Here is a 2,856-nt window from a genome sequence, read left to right on the forward strand (position 1 = left end):
GGGACCAATTGATCGGAGCCGTCGAGCCGGTCTCACAGCGCTACGTCGCGTGGCGCGCCCTCGCCGCTTGGCCCGAGTGGATGGAGAGCGACGCGGTCGAGATGTGGGGCGACGGCGTACGCTTCGGAATCTTCCGCCTTGACCGAGGACGCGCCTATTGGTACGCGCTCGCCACAGCGATGCCGGGCGTGTCGTCCTCGAGGCCGTCCTGTGACGAGATCGAGTCGCTGTTCCGCGGGTGGACGCCCCGCGTCCTCGAGGTCGTCGCCTCGACCGACGGACCGATCGCGCAGCACGACGTGTTCGACCGGCCGCCCGCCAAGCGACTGACGTCGGGACGAGTCGTGCTGGTTGGTGACGCCGCCCATGGGATGACGCCGGATCTGGGGCAGGGCGGAGCCCAAGGCCTCGAGGACGCGGCCGCGCTGGCCCGGCACCTCGACCTCGAGGACGACGTGGTACGCGCGCTCGCGGGGTATGAGCGGGAGCGTCGAAGACGCGCCGCCTGGATTCAGCGGCAGTCGCGGTTTGCCGGTCGCCTCGGACAGCTCTCGGGCCTCGCGGGCCGCGTCCGCAACCAGGTCGCGCGCGTGACGCCCTCGGGGGCGTTCCAAGCCGGCTTCACAGCCGCGTTTTAGTCCCCGTCGTCCTCGAGGTCGACGACGGCCTCGTCGGGATCGTCCGGCCGGCCTTGGGTTCGCCAGCGCGCGACGCGCGACGCCTGGTGAGACTCGGCGACCGTGTCCAGGATCGAGAGGTAGCTGCCGTAGCGCTCTTGGGCGATCTCGTCGCGGTCGACGGCGTCCTGGACCGCGCAGCCGGGCTCGTGGGCGTGGGTGCAGTCCGGGAAGCGGCAGTCCGCGATAAACGGGACGAACTCGACGAAGTAGCCGCCCAACTCCTCGGGCGCCATGTCCCACAACCCCCACTCGCGCACGCCGGGTGTGTCGGCGACCCAGCCGCCGGCGACCTGGTAGAGCGTGGCGAACGTCGTCGTGTGCCGTCCTTTCTGGGTCCGCTCTCCGATCTCGGAGGTCGCCAGGTCGAGGTCGGGCTCAATCGCGTTGAGCAGGCTCGACTTGCCGACGCCCGACGGGCCGGAGACGACGCTGACGGCGCCCTCGAGGGCGGCCGCGAAGTCCTCGACGCCGGCGCCGGTCTCGGCGCTCGTGAACACGACCGGGTAGCCCAGGCTCTCGTACAGCTCTTTCCAAAAGTCCATCGCCTCTTGCGCCCGCTCGTTGTCCCCGATCAGGTCGACCTTGTTGATGACGAGACCGGCCGGAATGTGCCGCGTCTCGGCCGCCACCAGAAAACGGTCCACGAAGCCGGGGTTGACCTTCGGGCCAAACGTCGACTGGACGCACCACGCGCGGTCGATGTTGGTCACCATCACGTGCTCGCGCACGAGCCCTCGCTTTCCGGACGCGCGTCGGCTGAGCTGGTTTTCTCGCGGCTCGATCTCCGTGATCGTCCCGACCTGCTCTTCCTCGTCCTCGATGCGAACGGCGACGCGGTCCCCGACGGCGACCGGGTTCGTCTCGTCGATCTCCAAGGCCTCGAGCCGGAACTTGCCCCGCACCCTGGCGCGGATGGACTCGCCGTCGTCGTCGACGACGTCGTACCAACTGCCGGTCGAGCGCACCACGAGACCGCGTCGGATCTCGGGCTCGGAGGAAGAGGAGGCCGGCGTGTCGTCGTCCACGGTGTGAAACTCTCGGGTTGGGGTTCCGTCCAACGCAGGTGGCAGAGACAGGCTCCGGGACGTCCCCGTTCGCCCTTCCGCCGCACCCCCCACACTCTGATGGCGACCCAAAAGAAATCCAACATGGACCCCGTGCGCCAGGCCTTCGAGGACCTGGACACGTCGGAGAAAGCGGCGTTCGTCCTCGAGGCGACGTTCGAGACGATTGCCCAGGCGCTGGCCGAAACCGGCCGCCGTGCCGCTTCTACGATCGACGACCTCGATATCGACTCGTGGTTTCGTCCTCGACACGCCGAGGACGTCGGGGCGCCGCCACCTCCGCCGCCCGTTCCCACGCCGCCCACGCCGAAACCGAAGCGGACGACCAACCCCAAGTCGACAAAGTCAAAGCCGTCCAGCAAGACGGCCGGTAAGCCTCGTCGACGGCCGCCCTCCGACGACGCATGAGCGAGCGCTGGGTCGAGCGGTTTGAGCAGGCGGGTCTTTTGGGTCGCGTCGGCTTGGTCGGAGGAGGGGCAGTCAAGCTGCTCGCCTCCGCGATCGACCGTGGCCTGGACCGGGCCGCGACCATCACCGTCGACGCCAAGGAGGCGTTCGAGCGGGAGCTCGACCCGAACATGACGGACGCGACCATCCTGGAGGAGTTCGACCGCGACGACGAGCGGGGATGACGGTCGCGAAGTGGGCAGCCGCTCTTGCAATCGCCGGTGCCCTTCTCGTCGCGCTCGACACGGCGCTCTTCGACGCGTCCATCGATGACCCGCAGGCCGAGGCCGCCGTCGTGCTCGGCGCCGCCGTTTGGGAGGATCAGCCGTCGCCCGTGTTCGCGGCCCGCCTCGACCACGCTGCGACGCTCGCCCTCGAGGGACGGGTCCAGCGCGTGCTCCTGACGGGCGGAACGAGAGAGTCCGACCTCGAGGCCGAGTCCGTCGTTGGCCGGCGCTACCTCGTCGCGAACGGCGTCCCCGACTCCCTGATCGCTCTCGAGTCGTTCTCGAGGACGACGTGGCAGAACCTGGTCTGCATCCGGCCCCTGGTCGATGGACCCGTTCTGCTGGTCAGCGACCCGCTGCACCTGCGACGCGCGACGGCCATGGCCCGTGACCTGGGGATCGAGGCTGAGCCATCGGCGACGCCGACCTCGAGGTACC

Annotated in this window: 5 protein-coding genes; 4 read left to right on the forward strand and 1 reads right to left on the reverse strand. The window is 69.3% G+C overall.

Features of this window, described 5'->3' with window-relative positions; all coding sequences use genetic code 11:
* A partial coding sequence (locus WBA11_RS02855) for an FAD-dependent monooxygenase (RefSeq protein ID WP_424519215.1) occupies window positions 1-638 on the forward strand: 638 nt, incomplete at its 5' end.
* Here WBA11_RS02855 and rsgA read toward each other — a convergent pair.
* Entirely contained in the window at window positions 635-1,645 is a 1,011-nt protein-coding gene (gene rsgA / locus WBA11_RS02860; protein WP_424519216.1) for a ribosome small subunit-dependent GTPase A, read from the reverse strand. The genes WBA11_RS02855 and rsgA overlap by 4 nt on opposite strands.
* A gap of 192 nt (window positions 1,646-1,837) precedes the next feature.
* Here rsgA and WBA11_RS02865 point away from each other — a divergent pair, with 192 nt between their 5' ends.
* From WBA11_RS02865 to WBA11_RS02875, 3 genes are all read left to right on the forward strand, one after another.
* Window positions 1,838-2,152: a hypothetical protein gene (locus WBA11_RS02865; protein WP_424519217.1), complete on the forward strand. Its 315-nt coding sequence runs from the start codon at window positions 1,838-1,840 to the stop codon at window positions 2,150-2,152.
* Window positions 2,149-2,376, forward strand: coding sequence for a hypothetical protein (locus WBA11_RS02870; protein ID WP_424519218.1), 228 nt, complete (start codon window positions 2,149-2,151; stop codon window positions 2,374-2,376). The genes WBA11_RS02865 and WBA11_RS02870 overlap by 4 nt, the downstream gene beginning before the upstream one ends.
* Window positions 2,373-2,856: YdcF family protein (locus tag WBA11_RS02875; RefSeq protein WP_424519219.1), on the forward strand; the 484-nt coding region annotated here is incomplete at its 3' end. The genes WBA11_RS02870 and WBA11_RS02875, both read left to right, overlap by 4 nt.

It is taken from the genome of Rubrivirga sp. (genome assembly GCF_049648075.1).
Taxonomy (GTDB): Bacteria; Bacteroidota; Rhodothermia; order Rhodothermales; family Rubricoccaceae; genus Rubrivirga.